General features: G+C 64.1%; 14 protein-coding genes. 4 read left to right on the top strand and 10 right to left on the bottom strand.

Annotated features, from left to right (window positions below):
* The 7 genes from MUB52_RS20305 to MUB52_RS20335 all read right to left on the bottom strand — a co-directional run.
* A partial coding sequence (locus MUB52_RS20305; protein WP_263845977.1) for an AMP-binding protein occupies window positions 1–1,477 on the bottom strand: 1,477 nt, incomplete at its 3' end.
* A 27-nt stretch (window positions 1,478–1,504) separates the two neighbouring features.
* Window positions 1,505–2,440: a TauD/TfdA family dioxygenase gene (locus MUB52_RS20310; RefSeq protein WP_263845978.1), complete on the bottom strand. Its 936-nt coding sequence runs from the start codon at window positions 2,438–2,440 to the stop codon at window positions 1,505–1,507.
* Window positions 2,441–2,564: 124 nt separating this feature from the next.
* The gene (locus MUB52_RS20315) at window positions 2,565–3,506 is read right to left on the bottom strand and encodes a glycosyltransferase (protein WP_263845979.1); all 942 of its coding nucleotides are present in this window, start codon (window positions 3,504–3,506) and stop codon (window positions 2,565–2,567) included.
* A gap of 77 nt (window positions 3,507–3,583) precedes the next feature.
* Window positions 3,584–4,642, bottom strand: coding sequence for a glycosyltransferase family 2 protein (locus MUB52_RS20320; RefSeq protein ID WP_263845980.1), 1,059 nt, complete (start codon window positions 4,640–4,642; stop codon window positions 3,584–3,586).
* Window positions 4,635–5,939 carry a glycosyltransferase gene (locus MUB52_RS20325; protein ID WP_263845981.1) on the bottom strand — a complete coding sequence of 435 codons (1,305 nt, stop codon included), beginning with the start codon at window positions 5,937–5,939 and terminating at the stop codon, window positions 4,635–4,637. Before MUB52_RS20325 ends, MUB52_RS20320 begins: the two co-directional genes overlap by 8 nt.
* A gap of 3 nt (window positions 5,940–5,942) precedes the next feature.
* Complete coding sequence (locus MUB52_RS20330) at window positions 5,943–7,274, bottom strand: Gfo/Idh/MocA family protein (RefSeq protein ID WP_263845982.1); 1,332 nt, start codon at window positions 7,272–7,274, stop codon at window positions 5,943–5,945.
* Window positions 7,271–8,371, bottom strand: coding sequence for a Gfo/Idh/MocA family protein (locus tag MUB52_RS20335; RefSeq protein WP_263845983.1), 1,101 nt, complete (start codon window positions 8,369–8,371; stop codon window positions 7,271–7,273). Before MUB52_RS20335 ends, MUB52_RS20330 begins: the two co-directional genes overlap by 4 nt.
* 445 nt (window positions 8,372–8,816) lie before the next feature.
* On the opposite strand from MUB52_RS20335, the gene MUB52_RS20340 reads away from it, so the two are divergent.
* Window positions 8,817–9,380, top strand: a complete 564-nt coding sequence (locus tag MUB52_RS20340; protein ID WP_263845984.1) for a VPLPA-CTERM sorting domain-containing protein — start codon at window positions 8,817–8,819, stop codon at window positions 9,378–9,380.
* A gap of 93 nt (window positions 9,381–9,473) precedes the next feature.
* Here MUB52_RS20340 and MUB52_RS20345 read toward each other — a convergent pair whose 3' ends face one another.
* Window positions 9,474–10,532 carry a glycosyltransferase family 2 protein gene (locus MUB52_RS20345; RefSeq protein ID WP_263845985.1) on the bottom strand — a complete coding sequence of 353 codons (1,059 nt, stop codon included), beginning with the start codon at window positions 10,530–10,532 and terminating at the stop codon, window positions 9,474–9,476.
* Window positions 10,533–10,711: 179 nt separating this feature from the next.
* Between MUB52_RS20345 and xrtD the strand changes: the two genes are divergently transcribed.
* From xrtD to MUB52_RS20360, 3 genes are all read left to right on the top strand, one after another.
* Entirely contained in the window at window positions 10,712–12,259 is a 1,548-nt protein-coding gene (gene xrtD / locus MUB52_RS20350; RefSeq protein ID WP_318527450.1) for a VPLPA-CTERM-specific exosortase XrtD, read from the top strand.
* Window positions 12,260–12,517: 258 nt separating this feature from the next.
* The gene (locus MUB52_RS20355) at window positions 12,518–13,513 is read left to right on the top strand and encodes a glycosyltransferase family 2 protein (protein ID WP_263845987.1); all 996 of its coding nucleotides are present in this window, start codon (window positions 12,518–12,520) and stop codon (window positions 13,511–13,513) included.
* Complete coding sequence (locus MUB52_RS20360; protein WP_263845988.1) at window positions 13,513–14,112, top strand: serine O-acetyltransferase; 600 nt, start codon at window positions 13,513–13,515, stop codon at window positions 14,110–14,112. The genes MUB52_RS20355 and MUB52_RS20360 overlap by 1 nt, the downstream gene beginning before the upstream one ends.
* 3 nt (window positions 14,113–14,115) lie before the next feature.
* Here MUB52_RS20360 and MUB52_RS20365 read toward each other — a convergent pair whose 3' ends face one another.
* The gene (locus MUB52_RS20365) at window positions 14,116–15,237 is read right to left on the bottom strand and encodes a hypothetical protein (protein ID WP_263845989.1); all 1,122 of its coding nucleotides are present in this window, start codon (window positions 15,235–15,237) and stop codon (window positions 14,116–14,118) included.
* Window positions 15,238–15,253: 16 nt separating this feature from the next.
* Entirely contained in the window at window positions 15,254–16,684 is a 1,431-nt protein-coding gene (locus tag MUB52_RS20370) for an MBOAT family O-acyltransferase (RefSeq protein WP_263845990.1), read from the bottom strand.
* Between the last annotated feature and the right edge of the window lie 165 nt (window positions 16,685–16,849).

Raw genomic sequence — 16,849 nt, forward strand, 5'->3', positions numbered from 1 at the left:
CGGTGATCTCCGCAATCGTCTTGCCATCGAAGATCATGCGTGCGGTGTCTGGATCGAGGCCAAGCGCCTCCATCCGCATGATGACCGTCAGCGCCGAGAGGCTGTCACCGCCCAGATCGTAGAAGCTCTCGTGGATCGAAACCTCCGGCACGCCCAGCACCTCGGCCCAGAGCGCCTGCAGCTCGGCGGCGCGCGAGGCGGGCTGGGCCAGTGCGTCCGCGGAGGCCTCTGCCGGGGCCGCGGAGAGATCGGGCAGATCCGGCAGTTCGGCCCGTTTGACCTTGCCCGTGGCGGTCTTGGGGATGTCGGCCACCGTCCGGAAACTCAGGGCGCCGCGGGTCAAGCCGTAGCTTTCTGCAATCTCCACCGCCACCTTCTGCAGGCTGTCCGCGTGGGCGGCGCTGTCTTGAGCGACGGCAATCAGAACCTGTTCGCCGCGCAAACTGTCGGCGATCCGGCCAACCGCGATCCCCTCGGACAGCCCAAGCGCCTGCCCAAGCTGCTGCTCGAACCGGGTGGGGTCGATCTTGACGCCACCGCAGTTGATCAGCTCGTCGATGCGCCCCTCGTAATAGAGCAGCCCGTCACGGATCTGACCGCGGTCCGCCGTGGTCAGCCAGCCATCAGCATCCGTGATCGGTTTCACCCCGGCGCCGCCGACCACCCCCATCGCGAGATGCGGCCCGCGCACGCGGATCAGCCCCTCGTCGGAGATCGAAACCGCACAATCACCTGTGGCCGCACCGACGCTTTCCAGGGCGTCGCCCGTGGTGGCGCTGATATCCAGAAGCGTGCTGCGCGAGGCTTCGGTCAGCCCGTAGTGCTGGACGATCTTGGCGTTCGGAAACAGGGCCTTGAGCTCTGCCTTTTCCTGGCCGGACATGTATTGGCTGCCAATCTCGATCCAGCGCAGATCGGCGCCTGCCGTCCCGATCACCGATGGGTTGGCCAGAAGCACGCGCCACAGGGTCGGCACCGCGGAAATCGCGTTGATCTCTCCGGCGGACAGCATGCGCCCGATCTCGGCCGGGTCAAAGCCGTTGGGCGGCAGATAGGCTTTCCCGCCGGCCGCAGCCACCGCGCGGGCCCGGCCGAACCCGAAGGAAAAGGTGACCGGCACCCCGATATATTCACGAATGCTGTCGTCGACCTGCATCGCCTCATTGATGCGGGCCACGACGTCCGACAATGCGCGATGGCTCAGCAGGAGCGCCTTCGGCCGGCCCGTGGTGCCGGAGGAGAAGGCGATCTGCGCGGCCGCATCCGTGTGGATCAGATCCAGCCTGTCCTCGAACCAGCCGGGATCCTCCTCGAAACTCTGCCGGTCCAGCACTTTCGTGCCCGGGACGGTCTGCCGCCCCGCCCCGGGGGGCAGGGCCAGAACCACCCGGCCTGTGCGGTACGCCTCGAAGACCGCGCGCAGGTAGCTGCGCGCGTTGGCCCCTTCGAAGGCGGTGACCTCTATCGGCTTGGGCATGCTTGAGAGATCCATCGAAGACGCCCCTTATGCGAAGATTGGAGTGACGGCCGCCGTATCCTGTGGTTGTCCCATCGCGGCAAGCACCTTGCGCGTCCCGGTGAAGGGCGCCCGCCCGTGCATCCAGCGCATGTTGTCGATGATCGCCAGATCGCCATCCTGCCAGTCGATGTTTTCCGTGTGCTGGGTCAGCACCTGCAGGATCCGCTCGATGGTTGCATCGGGGATGGGCTCCCCGTCTCCGAAGACCGCGTTGCGCGGCAGACCATCCGCCCCCAGGGCCGCGACCAGCGCCTTGCGCGTGGCCTCGGGCAGTTGGCAGGGGTGGAACAGATGCGCCTGGTTGAACCAGAGCACGGTGCCATCCGGGCCCTGAACCGCGCCCTGGGCCTGCTGCGCCGTGCGCAGGGTCCCGTCCGGGCGCCACTCGATCTCGAGCCCGTTGCGCGTGCCGATCTCCAGCACCTCATCGGCATCTTCGGTGCCGAAGGCGGTTTGCCACGGGATGTCGAGACCCTTGCGGAAGTTGCGCTGATAGATGACTTCGCGTTCGTGGAATTCATCGAGGATCTCGCCCAGCGACGCGCTGACCGCGGCCAGATCGGCAATGGTCGTCGCCCCTCCGGTGGCGGCCGCGGTCTTGCACTGGAACATCAGCAGCCGCGGCCAGCTGCGGGCATAGGACATCTCGGAGTGCAGGACGATCCACTGCTCGGCCGGGTATTCGGTCGAGGTGAACGCCCCGTCGCCCACGGAAGAACGCGGTGTCGACCAGCGCGCATCGGTCATCGGATCGGCGCCGAACAGACCCAATGTCTTTTTCAGCGTGGTCGCGTCTTCGGTATCAAATCCGCGCAGCAGCACGATGCCTTCTGCGCTCAATGTGTCGCGGATGTCGTCCATATGGTCGGACATCCAGGATGTCAGCTCTGTCTGTGCTGTCGGTGCAAAAAATTTCTTCATTCTGAAACCCTCCAGAAAATGCTGGTACAAACTGATAATACTGGAGGAACATTTAACGATCTCACAGGACCGGATCAACTGTCGGCCACACCTTTAGGGTCATCTGACACAGGTTTTATGCACGTCACACGGCAGCGCCCGGCGCGACCCAGACCTCTGCCCGCTCCCTCTCTATTTCTTCTGTCGCACGGGCCTTGCCGACCTTCAGGGCCCGGCGCTGATAGCTGCGGATGAAGGCGCGCAACTCGGCGTCGCCATGTTGCGCCGCCCCGCGCACCCAGGCCCCCAGATACCCCTGCATCATGGCGAGCCCACCCAGCACATAAGGCGGCTCCAGCATGCGAAACAGGCAGGTCGCAGCGAAAAACAGCAGGTCAGACCCCATGTAATATTGTCCGAAGCCATGCCGCCGCCGCCCGGTATAGATGCTGATCTGGCTCGACCCCATCGGGCGCAGATGTTCGAACCGCAGCTCAGGCTCGTCCCAGCTGGCCACGCGCCATCCCAACTGGCGTGCCTTGTGGCAATCGATCGCGTCCCACATGACTTCATGCACGTAGCCACCGATCTGTTCGAAACAGGTGCGGCGGTAGAACTTGGTCATCCCCACGGACATCTCGTCGCCCCGCCGCTCCGAGACCAGCGTGCCGCCGCGGCGCACGTAGGGCTTGCCGGAACAGCTGCCCAGCCGCGGATCGGCTTCCATCCGTTCGATCAGCCGCTCGAAGTACCGGGGCGGCAGATCGAGGTCGAGATCCATCTTGCAGGAATAGGTGAAGGCGTCCGGCGCGAGCGTGTCGTATCCTGCGTAAAACGCCTCGATCACACCGGGGCCGACAGCGCGGTGGCCGCGATCGGGTTTTTGCACGATGCGGATCCAGTCGTGCCGGGCGGCATACTCCGCCAGGATGGCGGGCGTGTCATCGGTGGATCCGTCGTCGACGATCACCCAGAGCGTCGGCGTGACGCTCTGGGCCACAACGCTGTCGAGGGTGCGGCGCATGTAGTCCGCCTCGTTGCGGCAGGGCGAAATCAGGACGTAGGAACGGGGATCAGGGTCTGGCATGGATCGGGACGACCTCGGGCATGGGAGACGGGAGAGGGGGATCGGACGGGGGCGGCAGGAGGCACAGGCGCATCCCCTCACATGCCCTTGACGATACGGCGCTGTTCATCGGGGTACCAGCTGTCCAGCCTGTCGGGGGGCATTCTCCAGATGTCCGCCAGATAGCGCCTGGCGCCCAGGGTCCCGCGGGTCTGGGGAAAATCGAAACGCCGCATGCCGATGTCCTTGATGATGTCGATGACGATCCGGTGAAACATGTGCCGCCGATACCGGCGGCGCGCCCAGGCCTGATCGGGCGCGTGCCGCCGCAGCAGAACCGCCTGGTTCAGCGACCACAGCAGCGCCACCTGGCGTCGGTTCAGCCGCCCCGAGGCGCTGACGTAATGATGCAGTTTGGCCGTCCAGCAGGTCAGCAGCAGCCCGTTGCGCGAAATCCGGTAGCTGCCGTCGAGATCCTCTCCAGGGCAGTAATACCGCAGGCTGGCGTCAAAGGGCGTGTCCAGCACGGCCTGGCGCCGGAAGGTCATGCGAAACCCGCCGAAGAGCGCCACGGGCACCACCTGAAACTGCGCGAGCTCCGCAGGGACGGGGGCCTCGTGGAATGTGCCGTCATAGGGGATGAACACCTCGGTCTTGTTCATCATGAAGATCTTGCTCAGCACCCAGCTGAGCACGCGGGATTTCTTGCGCGCGGCACTCACATCCAGGGTCCGGTGCTGTGCGCCGGCGACATCGATGCCGGGCAGGTGCGGGCTTTCGGAAGCCTGGATACCTGCGATTTTTCCCTCCGTATCCGCAGCATAGACCTTCATGATCTCTTCCGCGCAGGTCGGGTACATGAGGGAATCGTCATCGATCATGAAGAGGATATCGGCTTCGGCGTGCCGCGCGGCCTGATTGCGCTGCACGGTCAGGGACGGGGCTTCGCCCTGCAGATACACCACCCGGAGATCAGGAGCCAAACGCTGCAGGATTGCCTTGATGATCTCGGCGTTCTGCGCCCAGTCCGCGCTGGAATCGGCCACCACGACCTCCACCGGAGGCCAGCTTTGCGTCACGGCCAGTTCGACACAGCGTTGCAGCACATCGATCCGGTCCTTGGTGGCAATCGCGAGCCCCCAGGTCAGCTCAGACATCCGAGACCTCCCGATAGGGGGCCGGGCGCAGGTCCGACCCGGCTGCCCCGGCCATCAGCGTGGCCATCCGGGCCGCTTCAGTGCGAATGTTGAAGTCAGCCCGGACCGTGTCACGCCCCGCAGCGCCCATCGCGGCGCGCAAGGCCGGGTCCTCTGCCAGCTGACGAATGCGTGCCATCAGGCTCTCGACATCGCCGGGCGGCACCATGAAGCCGGTCTCGCCGTCGCGGACAAGCTCGCCCACGCCAGCGACCTGCGTGGCGATGACGGGCCGGCCGCTGGCCAGGGCCTCCATCAGGACGACGGGCACGCCTTCGGCAAAGCTCGGCAGCACGCAGATATCGGCGGATTGCAAGGTCTCTGCCACCTCGGTCTGCGACATGTATCCGGTGAATTCGACCCGGTCGCCCAGGGGTTTGGCCGCCTCTTCGAGCCCCTCGCGGTCCGGGCCATCCCCCACGAGGATCAGCCGCAGCCGGGGCATTTCGGGGGCCAGCCGCTGCATCGCCTCGAAGAGCACGCGAATGCCCTTGACCGGGGCCAACCGCCCCACGAAGACCAACCGGATGTCGTCGTCGCTGCGCGCAGGCTGAGGCGGCTGCCCGTAGAGATCGGGGGCAACGCCGCAATGGATGATCCGGATCTTGTGCCAATGCGCGGGATCGGAAAAGAACATCAGCTGGCTGCGGGCGTAATGGCTGATGGTCGCCACGAAGGCGGCCCGCGCCGTCTTTTCGGCCAGCGCCCAGCGATAGGGTTCAAACAGATCCGCAGGGCCGTGCAGGGTGAAGCTGTAGGGGATGCCCGTCAGTTCGGACGAGAGCATCGCCACGGTGGCGCTGCCAAAGACGAAATGGTTGTGGATGTGCCCGACCTTCTGCGCTTCCAGGTGGCGCGCGAGCACGGTGGCTTCCAGGAAGAAGACAAGCTGATAGAGGGCTGCCTTCAGCCCCGGCGACCGTGTCTTCCAGGCCAGCGCCAGCGCGCCGAAATAGCGCCGGGGGCGGGTCAGCGCATAGGCCTGCGCCGCGATAAGTTTCAGAGGGTTACGGGCTGCCTTCAGCACATGAAAGGTGGTGCGCGCAGCCTCTTTCTCGGCCGGGCCGGGGTGCTGTTCGGGCGGGGTCTGGCGGATCGAGCAGGTGATCACATCCGCCCCCAGAGCGCGCAGCGCTTCCACCTCGCGCAGAATGAACGTCAGCGACACTTCCGGGTATTGCCCCGTCAGATAGGCGATCTTTGGCAAGGTGGCGGCGGTGGTTGCGTCCCGCGCGCGGGACAGGGTGTGCCCATCCATCCGTCAGCCTCCCCGCGACAGGAGGTTCTGCAGGCTGCGGGGCAGCAGGGCGGGTGTGGCATAGGCGCTGTAGTCAGGCCCGGCCCGGCGCGTGCGCTCGGGCAATTCAAGCGGCTCGAACCGCGTGGTCAGGGCCTGGCTGCGGCCCTCGGGGCCGGCGCCCTGAATGGCCAGTGTCAGCTCTGTCAGATGCAGGGTGAAATCGGGGGCGGGGAACTGCGGGCGCTGCTCCGTGAGTGCGGCGGCAAGCTCCGCAAGGCCGATGCATTTGTCCTGCTGACCGCGCTGAGCTGCCCGCACCCGGTTGATCCAGCTGCGCGGTGACAGCGGGGAGCCTTTCGGGCGGTACGTTTCGGTTGATCCGGGGGCGGGGCTCCGGGTCAGCGGCACCCTGCGCCCTCCGACCCCGAACAGGGCCTGCAGAATCGAATTTCCTCTCACGCTGCGCAAATTGCGGGCCTTTAGCGAAAAATTCGTGAAGGGCTCCAGATAAACCGGGCAGGTGTAGTCGCGGTAGGTGTCCGCGCTCAGAACGCCCCGATTGCCGATGATGCGCATCCGGTGATCGGTGGGGGCGGCGATGGAACAGGTGATGCGCCCCACGACACCGCTCTCGAAATCCAGACAGGCCACCGAGAAATCCGGCGTATCCGCCGGATCGAGAGGCTGGTCCGTCTTGTCGGGCAGGGTCGCCTTGGAGAAGGAGGTCACATGGCGCACCGGGCCGAAGATCGCGCACATCCATGTCAGGTGATAGCCCACATGCTCCCAGGTGCAGCCCATTTCGTATTCGTGCAAGTAAGGCCAGGGCGCGCCGGACCGCGAGACCCAGGTCTCGGGCTGCAACAGATAGACCGGGTTGTCGTCGAATTCCGCATAGATCATCCGCGGCGTGCCAATGGCGCCATCCGTGACCGCCTTCCACAGGGTCTGCACCGTGGCGCTGAGCGCATTGGACGGGGCACAGGACAGCCGCAGCCCGTTCTCGGCGGCCAGCGCGGCCAGATCCTGCGCGGCCTCCATCGTGGTGGTGAAGGGCTTTTCGGAATAGACGTGCTTGCCCGCCTCGAGCGCCGCGCGCGTCACATCATAATGGCTCTCGATCGAGGTGAAATTGGCCACGATGGTGATCCTGGGGTCGGCCAGCAGGGCCGCGGCGTCTTCATAGACATGCAGCCCGTAATAGCGCCCGACATCCTGCGCACGGGGTCCGTTGCGGTCGGCAACGCCGGCGATCCGGATGCCGGGGTGCCGCTCCAGCGTGGTCATATAGTGATCGAAGACGTAGCCGCAGCCGATCACGCCAATCTCAACCGGGGCAGCCTGTGCCGTCATGCGCGGGGTCCTTTTGTCCAATCGGCCGCGGCGGCATCGATGATCTCCAGCACCGCGATACTGTCCTGCGGGGTCATCCGTGGCTCGACGGTCTCGCCCGCGGCGACAGCCTGCATCAGCGCCTGCGCCTCATGGCGATAGCCATTGCCCTCGAAGGGGGCATGAAGCGTTGTCACGGATCGCCCCGCCAGACGTTTGAGCTGGCCCAACGCCCCCGACAGCCGCAGGCCCATGCGGCTTTCCCGCAAGGCCTCGAGGCGGCGTGGCGCCCCGGGTGCTGCCGATCCGGGCGTTGTCCTGTAAAGGCGCGCGCGGGTCGGGCGCCAGACCGGCCCTTCCAGTTCCAATGTGCCTGTCGTGCCGTAAATCCGGGTGCCCGGCCGGCCATTGCTGCGCAGGCTGGCGCGCAGGGTGGACAGGGCACCGGACGCATGACGCAGCAGCACGACGCTGTCTTCGTCAACGCCGGTCTCACCCAGACGCCCGAAGGCCTGCACCTCGGCAACCGGACCCAGGAAAAAATGGGCCAGCGATACCGGATAGATGCCACGGTGCAGCAGCGCGCCGCCCGCCTGATCGGGATCGAACAGGCTGACACCGGGCTCTGGACGGTTGGCGATCATGAACTGCCCGTCGAACCCGCGCAGCTCGCCCAGCAAGCCGGCGGCCAGCTCATCGCGCACCCGCGTCGGCAGAGGCTGAAACCGCGTCCACATCGCTTCCATGCAAAAGACACCCGCCTCGGCCGCGGCCGCGGCAATCCTGCGCGCGGATGCGGCATCGGGCGCCAGCGGCTTTTCCACGAGCACGGGTTTGCCCGCCGCGATGCCGAGACGCGCATGGGGCTCATGAAGGGCTGCAGGGGTTGCAATATAAAGTGCGTCACACTCGGACCGCGCGGCGGTCTCATAGTCGCAGGCGCCCTCGACCGCGCCGAACTCGGCGGCAAAGCGGCGGGCGTTCTCGAGGCTGCGCGAGGCCACGGTCTGCAGCGTCACCGCAGAGCCCATCGCCTGCAGGTCGCGGGCGAACTTGCGGGCGACCGATCCGGTGCCGAGAATTGCCCAACGGAATGAGCGGCCCGAGGGATGCGTCATGGTCCGGTTTCCTTGGCCTGTATCATCACGTCACGCGAGCCTGTTAATCCGAAGCCCATGCCGGTTCAACCTTGCTGGTCCGATGAGGGGCCCCGGTCGAAAAAGCGCTTAGAGAACAGGCAGAAAGCAGCCCTGCGCCCCCGCAGGCGCCCGGCGATTCACCTGATTCTCTTTAAACAACCCTGGCTAGAACTTTTTTGGGTCACTCTCAAAATGAGCGAAGGACCGCACAAAAAACCCGCATAAAAACTTAAAACCGCTGAGAATAAATCAGGATTATGTCAAGTTTTTTGGGGAATAGGTATTTTTACCCCCAAAAAAAGCGTGTTAGCGGCGGACAAACCTTAAGATTTAGTTGAGAGCACACTGAGAAATTGGTAGGGTTTTAATCATCCCGAGGGCGTGCCCTCATCGATCGAAATCAGTTAATGGTGAAAGTGAAGTCATGAAGTTATTTAAAGTCCTTGCAGTGAGTGCCGTTGTGGCGCTGAGCGGCGGTGCCGCATCCGCCGCGGTAATTTTCGCCGACACAGTCATTTCGTCCAGCGGTGGTGGTGTCTCCGACGGCATCGCAACGCCCGGTGATCGTACAGACGTCGACAACGCGTTGGGCGGTGCGGACAACACATTCTACTCCCTCGGTCTGGGTGGAGACATCGTTCTCGGCTTCAGCACTCTGGGAACAGGCCCGGTGACCACATGGGAAGTCACATTCGGCGACATCGGCACACACCTTGAATCAGCTAACGTGTTCGCTGTCCTGGGTGGTGTGGAAACACTTATCGGTGAAGTCCAGAACGCAAACGCCCAAGGTGGCCAGTCCCTGAACTTCGTCGGCGTGTTTGACTCGATCAAAATCGTCGACACATCGCCCGCAGGCGGTGGTTCGATTGACGGCTTCGACCTTGACGCAGTGTCGGTCAGCGCAGTTCCGCTGCCAGCATCCGCACTCCTGCTGCTCGGTGGCCTGGCCGGTATGGGCGCAATGCGCCGCCGCAAAAAGGCCTAAGACGGGTTTTACAATCCGCTTGAAATCGAAAACCGCCTCTCACGCAGAGGCGGTTTTTTTGTGTCTTCAATACCCTCCAACCGGACGGTCACGCTACCAAAAGCCGACACCCTGCCCACGCCACATCCGCAGGCTGGCCCGAATATAGACCAGCAGGTCCATCCCGGATCCGATTGCGGTCATGACGAACCCTTTCGCCGTTCTCTTGTCGCGCCGCAGGAAAGTCGTCACCCGATTGGTGGCAAAGGAGAAGGGGACATAGCCGAACGGGCGACGCGGCAATTCGGTCGTCACCCGGTGGTTCAACCAGTCCTCCTGCTGGGCTTCGGTCATCAGGTAGTCGTGCAATGCCGCCCCCCGCAGGCCTTCCCGATTGAAAAACCCGTAAAGGGCGGCGTTGATTGCACTTCCGATCACCAGCCGGGTTTGGTGATGCAGCAACTCGCCAATGCCCCGGATCGAGGTATAGACGTGGAAAACGGCCGGATCTCCGTCGATCCGCGTGAAATCCTCCGGGGCGCTGAAGAGATCGGTCAGCACCAATGCACGCACGAACCCGTCTTCGACCGGCAGGCCCGCGGGCAGGGCGATCTGCCGCGCCATGCGGCTGCGCATCATGTAAAGCTGACCGCAGATCGATTTGCGGTAGTTGGTCAGCCCGTCCCCGCCGGAGGCGATCAGCCGGGTGACCCTGCCCACATCGAGGTCGAAATGCGTGACATCCTTGACCGGCCGGCTCACGAAGACCTGAAGCTCCGGCCGGGTCCGCAAGGCTTCGACCATATGCGACAGGGTCTCCGGCTCCGGCAGCACGATATCGGCATCCATGAACCCCAGAATCCCGGCTTGGTCGCGCGCCTGCGCGTGGATGAATCGCTGCACCGTGCGCGATTTGCCGCCCTGCGCCAGATCGACGATCCGGATGCGGTCGCGCAGGGGCTCCGGCAGCGCCGCCCGGGCGGTCTCCGCCGCAGCCACGGTGTCGTCGCTGCATCCGTTTGCCATCACCCAGACCAGCGGATCGATATCGGCCCGGTCAAACAGGGTTTGCTCCGCGAGATTCGCCACAAGAGCGCCAATGGTCTCGGCCTCGTTATGGGCAAAGATCCCAATATCGACACAGAGCACGGAGGCGTCCGATACCGCTTGCATAGTCGTCACCAATCCTTCGTGCTCATCCGTTAAACACAACTATATGTGATGGCCGCTGAGGCTTCATTTTTGGGGTATTTTCGGGTATCACAACAGCGCATACTCACAATTCGTTTTGAGGATTCATAATGTCAGTAACAAGTGCGATGCGTGCGTCCCGGATACAACCGGGTGACTTTGTGTCCTGGGGCGTTTTCTGGTTCGTCCTGGCAACCGTCTGCACCGGGCTCTTCTTCGCCGACGGGCTCGACGCGCTGATCCGCGCCTGGCAACTGCCGGAATACAGCCACGGGCCCCTGATCCCGGTCCTGTCACTTCTGCTGTTCCTGCGTCAACTCAAGGAATACCCGCCCGAGCCCGGGCCCAAGCGCGATCGCTGGGTGGGCTTCACCCTCATTCTGGCGGCGATCTGCATGGGCGCCCTGGGCCGTTTGGCCAATATCTCCGACATTGTCGCCTATGCCACGATCATCTGGGTCGGTGGGCTCCTGCTGGTCAGCTTCGGCTGGAAAACCGGCAAGCACTTCTGGCCGCCCGTTCTGCACCTGGTGTACATGCTGCCGCTGCCCGGCGTCTTTTATTACAAACTGTCGACGTCGCTGCAGTATATCTCGTCCGAACTGGGCGTCTGGTTCCTACAGCTGCTGTCCGTACCGGTCTTCCTGGAAGGCAACATCATCGACCTCGGCGTGCTCAAACTGCATGTGGCCGAGGCCTGCTCCGGGCTGCGGTACCTGTTCCCGATTCTCAGCTTTTCCTACATCTTTGCCGTGCTCTACCGCGGCCCAACATGGCACAAGGCGGTTCTGCTGCTGTCGGCGGCGCCCATCACCGTCGTGATGAACTCCGTCCGGATCGCCGTCGCCGGATTGCTCGCGGACCGGTTCGGGATCGAATGGCTGGAAGGGTTCACGCATTTCTTCGAGGGCTGGGTGATCTTCCTGATCTGCATCATCCTGCTGTTCCTGCTGGCCTGGATCATGCTCTTCTTCCACCCCCAGAAAATGGGGCTGGCCGAAGCGCTCGATCTGGAGACCGACGGTCTGATGAGACAGGCGGCGCGGGTGCGTTACATCAGGGCCTCCAACGCGCTGATCGCCAGCACTCTCGCCATGATCCTCGCCATCGGTGCGATGAGCATGGTGCCCGACCGCAACGCCTCTGTCATCCAGCGGGACAACTTCGGTCTCTTCCCGCGCTCGCTGGGCGCCTGGGAGCAAACCGGCCCGGCGGAGGTGCTCAGCAAGAGCGTTGCGCGCTCGCTGGGGGCGGATGACTATCATTCGATCAATCTCGCCAAGCCCGGTGAAGCCGCACAGGTGGGCTTCTTCTCTGCCTGGTACGCCGATCAGAGCAAAGGCGGCGTGCATTCTCCGGAGATTTGCCTGCCCGGCGCTGGCTGGGAAATCGCCTGGCTGGAACGCACGGATATCACCGAGAAACTGGGCAGCGACACGCCCTTCAAGATCAACCGCGCCATCATCCAGAAGGGTGAGACCCGCATGATGGTGTTTTACTGGTTCGAGCAGAAGGGCCGGAAAATCGCCTGGGACTTTGCTGCGAAATTCTACCTGATGGTGGATGGGATCGCGACCGGGCGGACAGACGGTGCGCTGGTGCGCCTGACAACGCTGATCGGGCCCAATGAGACCGATGCAGAGGCCGAAGCCCGGCTGATGGAGGTCTTGTCGGAGGTCAACACGGTGATCCCGCGCTTCATCCCCTGACCACCAGCTGCAATGACATCCGACCGCCCGGGACCGTGGATTTTCCGGGCGGTCTGACGTTTTGGCCCGGCAATCCGCCGCAGACACGCAAAGCCTCTTGCCCATGGCGGGACTCTGGCCATAGTGCGCCCAAAGCAATTCGCCTTGGACTTGAAACACCTATCGCTGCCTGATTTCAATGAAATCAACGCAATAGGTGATACATCTGGTTTCGGGCCAAAGGCGATACGCTCTAATCCGGCCCGAAGGAGAGCAAGCGTGACTGACACCGTCCAGATATCGGCGGATATCTCTGTGATCATTGTCAATTACGGCACGGCAGATCTGGCGATCAAGGCGGTGGAGAGCGTGCTCGACCGCACGCATGGGCCCCATACCGTCGATATCCATCTGGTGGACAACGCCTCGCCCGGCGACGATGCCGCCCGGCTGCAGGCGGTCTTCGGCACGCCGGGTTATGCGGATCGGGTCACGCTCTATCTGGAACGCGAAAACCACGGGTTCGGGCGCGGCAACAATCTGGTCCTGCGGGCTCTGGCCCGTCGCAGCACGCCGCCGGACTTCGTCTTTCTGCTCAATCCCGATGCACAGCTGGAGAATGAAACCCTCGAGATCCTGGCGCAGACCCTGCAGGACAATCCGGAGGTGGCCGTTGCGGGGGCGGGGATCGCCTTGCCCTCCGGCCAGCGGGTGACGGCGGCCTTCCGCTTCCCCTCGGCCGCCGCGGAATTTGTCCGCGCGCTCAATTTCGGGCCCGTCAACCGGCTGATGCCCCGGGCGTCGGTGGCGCTGCCCGAAGATCATCCCATGGGCCCGGTCGATTGGGTGGCCGGTGCCGCGGTGCTCTTCCGCCGCGATGCGATCGAAGAGGTCGGCGGCTTTGATCCGGCTTTTTTCCTTTATTTCGAAGAGGTTGACCTGATGCGTATGATCCGGAACGCCGGGCATGAGATCTGGTATGTCCCCACCGCGCGGGTGATCCATGCCGAGGGCGCCGCCACCCAGGTGCGCAGCGGCGCCTCCCAGCGGCGCGCCCGGCCTGCCTATTGGTACGACTCCTGGCGGCACTATTACATCAAGAACCACGGCAGGGCCGGCGCTCTGGTCGCGGGGATGGCCTGGATGGTGGGAGCGGTGCTGAACCATGTGCTGGCGCGGCTCAGGCGGCAGGACCCGCACGCGCCCCTGCACTTCTTCCGCGACATGACCCAGCATGTTCTGCGCCCCTTGCTGGGGCGGACGGGAGCGGGCTGATGGTTGAAAAACACTGCGCCCGCGGCGAAGAGGATGCGCGGTTCATCCCCGGCACAGGGGCCGAAAACGCCAACCCCTCCGATGTGGGGTTCTGGCAGCTTGTGGCCGAGGATTTCCGCACCCATGATCGCGACTGGATGGCGCAGGGGTTCTGGGCGCTCTTCTGGCACAGGTTCGGAAACTGGCGCATGGGGCAGCGCAAGCCGCTGCGGGTCCTGTGCAGCGTGATCTACCGGGTCATGGAAAAACGCTGTCAGATCCGGGGGGGCATCATGCTGCCCTATACGGTCCGCGTCGGCCGGCGCGTCAAGCTGGAGCATTTCGGCGGTATGGTCCTGGTCGCACAACAGATCGGGGACGATGTGATCCTGCGCCAGAACACCACGCTCGGTATTGCCCGGACATCGCATCTGCAAGATCGCCCGGTGATCGAGAATGGCGTCGATGTGGGCGCCGGGGCCGTGATCCTGGGGGCGGTCCTGATCGGGGAGGGGGCGGTGGTCGGCGCCAATGCGGTGGTGCGCCGGGATGTCCCCAAAGGGGCCGTGGTCGGCGGCGTGCCCGCCCGGGTCCTGACGCGCGACGCGCCGCCCGGCTGAGCTCTATTGCGCAGCGCTGCGCGTGGCCATCAGGCGCAGGAACGCCTCTGCAAACAGACGATCGTTGTCATGGGTATAATGGCCATCGCCCACAAAGGCGGTCGGGTCGCGCGGGTCCACATGCTCGGCCGTGGCCAGGTAAGGGATACCGTGCTCCTGCAGCACCGGACCCAGCACCGCCAGGAGGTCGGGATCGTTCGGATCGCGGGTCTGGATCAGAAACACGACCGGATAGACCCCTTCGGTCTGCGCCTGCTCGGCAAAGCCCGTGACCATGCGGGAGAGCACCTGCGCATAGGGGAAGCCACCCGCCAGGACCGCCGTCTTGCGGTCCGACACATGCGATTTGGCCAGGGCGCGCCGCACCAGACGGGCAAAGGGCGAGACATCCAGCGCTGTCGCACCGAAGGTGGGCGCGCCGTAAAAGGCATCCTCCTGCGCCAGCTGCGCTGTCCAGGCGGCCTCTGCGGCAGGATCCTGCGCCAGAGCGCGCTCCTGTGCCGGGCTGGTGATCAGCGGATCGATGCGGCTCAGCCCGCCGTCCTGTGCCGGGGTGAAAACCGGATAGGTATAAGGTGCGGGCTGCTCGAACACCCAGGTGCGGTTGCTGAGCGCGGCCAGAGACGGCACGGAGGACGACAGGATGCCCAGAACCGCCACATCGCCGGCCTGGCGGTGCAGGTGATCGTCCAAAAACACCGCATAGGTATAATTCGGCGGCGCCCCGGGCCCGGCATGCCGGTCCACGGCCAGCGCAGGGTCGGCGGCGACGGCTTGACGCAGGATGTTGTCGACGAACGACATGCCATAGCTGCGCACCACGCCACCGGGCGCGTCAGGCCCCGTCAGGCTGTCGTTGAGCTGTGCCTCGATCCAGCCCACGTCGAAAAGATTGCCCTGCGCCTCGGGGGCGGCCTGCCAGGCCTCCAGCTTGCCCGGAACGCTGCGCCCATACTCGAAATACCGCACCAGTGAGCCGGCCACGCCCCGGCTTTGCGCCAGGCCCAACAGACCCGCCACCATCACATCCAGCACCACCAGAAAGACCAGGGTCAGCCCCAGAACCCCCAGGAACTGGCGCAAGCTGCCTGGCCGGTCCGGGCGGGAGGGGTCGGGTGCGGTCATCGGCTCTCTCTCCGTTTCAGAACTGAAAGTAGATGAAGGCGGCGGTCTGCGTCGTGGCCCCGAAGGCCAGAAGATAGATCATGCCCGCATAGAGCCCGGCGCGCAGCACGACCGGCCAGCCCCGATAGAACCGCACGTTGCCGCTGTGTTCCACCAGAACATCCCAGAACAGCAGCCACAGCATCCCCAAGAGGGCCGCAACCGGCGGCGGCGGCAGGCTGAGATCCAGATATCCCGCCTCCGGAGTCAAAAGACGCCCGGTGAAATCGACGATCTGCCCGAACGAGGTGGCACGGAACAGCAGCCAGCCATAGCACACCACCTGGAAGAAGAGCAGAATCGCCCCGATCCGCAGCACCCAACCCGTCAGGCTGCGCCGATCGCCTTCGCCAACGCGCTGGTGACGGCCCGCGAGCGCACGGTGCACCGCCAGAAGCCCACCCTGATAGATCCCCCACAGCACGAAATTCCAGGCCGCCCCGTGCCAGATGCCCCCCAGCGTCATCGTCGCCATGAGATTGCGATAGGTGGCCCACCGGCCGCCGCGGTTGCCGCCCAGCGAGATGTAGAGATAGTCGCGCAGCCAGGTGGACAGGCTGATGTGCCAGCGGCGCCAGAATTCCTGCGGATCCGCGGCGAAGTAAGGCTGGGCGAAATTGCGCATCAGGCCAAAGCCCAGCATCTTGGCCACGCCGCGCGCGATGTCGGTATAGCCGGAGAAATCGCAATAGATCTGGATCGCGAAGAGCCAGGTGGCCACGGCGATATCGGCCCCTGACGGTGCTGCGCTGGCGTAGACCGCATCGACCGACGGGGCGACGCCATCGGCGATCACGATCTTCTTGATCAGGCCGACCAGACACAGCACCGACCCGCGGGCCAGCGCCTCCCAGCTGAGCTGGCGCGGCATCGAAATATTGGGCAGCAGGTTCGAGGCCCGTTCGATCGGGCCGGCAACGAGCTGCGGAAAAAATGCGACAAACAGCGCGAAGTCGAGGAAATCCCGGGTCGGCTCCAGATCGCGCCGGTAAATGTCGATCGTGTAGCTGAGCGTCTGGAAAGTGTAGAACGAGATGCCGACCGGCAGGACGATGCCCAGGACAACCGGGTCGGCGGGGATGCCTAAACTATTGGAAAGGTTTATGAAACTATCGACGAAGAAGCCGAGATACTTGAAAATCCCGAGCATCCCGAGATTGACCGCCAGGGAGATGCCCAGCAGGTGCCTGCGCCGCTGGTCCCGGGGTTCGCGCGCCATCGCCAAGCCGACCAGGTAATCGACCACCGTGCTCAACAGGATCAGGCTGAGAAAGCGCCAATCCCACGCGCCGTAGAACACATAGCTGGCCACCAGCAGCATGCGATTCTGCCCGCGATGCGGCAGCATGATGTATAGGGCGGCAACAACGGCAAAAAAGACCCAGAAATTCAGCTCAGTGAACAGCATTCAACAGATCGGCCCACGCCCGCGGCGGTATAGTCCTGCATATCGCCGCATTTTACCGGTACTTTCCGCCTATGTTTTTTGCGATCATAAGACCAATGAGAGGTCTCCCTCCCGGAGTAAAACCACAGATATGTAAAAGATCACCCTTAAGCAGCGGTCCATCCT

Source organism: Roseobacter sinensis, assembly GCF_025755255.1.
Classification (GTDB): domain Bacteria; phylum Pseudomonadota; class Alphaproteobacteria; order Rhodobacterales; family Rhodobacteraceae; genus Roseobacter; species Roseobacter sinensis.